Raw genomic sequence first — 1623 nt, forward strand, 5'->3', positions numbered from 1 at the left:
GGGGTGGGCGCATCGGGGGCAAAACCGCCACGAGCATCCGGCAGGCTGTCGGCATAGGGGACATAGGGCTTGATATCGACGATGGGGGTGCCATCAAGCAGATCTACCGCCCCCAGCTCCAGCCACAGTTTGCCCCGTTCGCGACCGACCCCGTGCAGCTCGACTACCGAGAGGCCAAGTGGATTGGGGCGGAAGGTGGAGCGAGTGGCAAAGACGCCGACCCGCTCGTTGCCGCCCAGGCGCGGCGGGCGCACCGTCGGGTGCCAGCCCTGCGCCATGGTTTGGTGAAAGACGAAGCTGAGCCACAGATGGGAAAACTGCTCGATGCCGCGCAGCACATCCGGCTGATCATAAGGAGGGAGCAGCTCGAGGCGGGCGCGGGCCGATTTGACCAGACCGGGCTGGCGAGGGATGGCGAACTTCTCCTTGTAGGGAGAGCGGATGATCCCGAGGGTATCGATTTCGAACTTCATGGCGGATCCTGACTGAAAACCTCGGCAATTTAGCACAGGCAGCCTCAAAACGCAGGCCTGGCCTCACTACCTTCATTTTTGCAGCGTGGCCGTGATCCCTGTCCCATCCCGGCCAGTCGGGAGCTGTGCCTGCGTGCCAAGTTGCGTAGGGTGGAGGCAACTGGCGTGTCACGATGAAATGTACGCACGCGCGCCGAAGGGGAGGGAGAGGGATGAAACTGCTGATTATTGGTGGCACCGGCTTTTTAGGCCGCCACCTCACCGCGTTGGCGCTGGATTGGGGCCATGAAGTGACCCTGTTTAACCGCGGCCACCGCCAGCATGCCGACTGGCGTGAGCTGGTGCAGCTTATCGGTGACCGGGATAAGGATCTGGAGGCCCTTGAGGGAGAGGGGGTACAGTGGGATCTCGTCATCGATACCTGCTGCTATCGCCCCGAGCAGGCGGCAAGTCTCTCGGCCGCCTTGCTCGGGCGCTGCGCGCGGCTCATTTTTATCTCCACCATCAGCGTCTATCGCGATTTCTCAATCCCCGGAATGGATGAGTCGGCGCCCCTGCACCCTATCCCCGAAGGCGACATGCCTACTGACTATGGCCCCCTCAAGGTGTTGTGCGAGCAGGAGTTCCGCGCCCGTTGGGGCGAGCGGCTCTGCATCCTGCGTCCGGGCGTGCTCTGCGGCCCCCATGATCCCACCGGTCGCATGGCCTGGTGGATTAAGCGGGTGCAGCAGGGTGGGCCCTGGTTGCTGCCGGGCAGTGGCGAGGATCGCTTGCAGTATCTCGATGTACGTGACTGCGCCGAGTTTGTGCTGCGTGCGGCCGAGCAGCAGTTGTCGGGTATCTTCAATCTGCTCAAACCCGGCATTACCCTGAGTGACTGGCTGGAGCGGCTGAGCGCCCGGTTGCAGCCAGCCCGCCCCATCCAGCCCGAGTGGCTGCCCTGGTCGACCCTGATGGCGGCCGGTATCGAGCCCTGGCAGAGCTATCCCACCCTGCTACCCTGCACGCAGGCTGAGTTTGCCGGTTACGGTTCTATAAGCGCCGAGGCAGCCATTGTGAAGGGGTTGAATTTCCGGCCGTTGGAAGAGACCGCCGCCGATCTGGCCTCTTGGTTGGCGGTGGGTGATGGGCCCCTGGCCGAGGGGGCGCT

2 protein-coding genes are annotated in these 1623 nt (G+C 63.6%); one reads left to right on the top strand and one right to left on the bottom strand.

Going from position 1 to position 1623, the window contains the following annotated elements:
• Positions 1-473 (bottom strand): tRNA (N6-threonylcarbamoyladenosine(37)-N6)-methyltransferase TrmO (gene tsaA / locus BN1117_RS05575; RefSeq protein WP_040095556.1); only part of this gene is annotated, 473 nt, incomplete at its 3' end.
• Between the two features lie 212 nt (positions 474-685).
• Here tsaA and BN1117_RS05580 point away from each other — a divergent pair.
• A partial coding sequence (locus BN1117_RS05580; protein ID WP_040095555.1) for an NAD-dependent epimerase/dehydratase family protein occupies positions 686-1623 on the top strand: 938 nt, incomplete at its 3' end.

Origin of the sequence: Aeromonas australiensis (genome assembly GCF_000819725.1) — a bacterium.
GTDB classification, from domain to species: Bacteria; Pseudomonadota; Gammaproteobacteria; order Enterobacterales; family Aeromonadaceae; genus Aeromonas; species Aeromonas australiensis.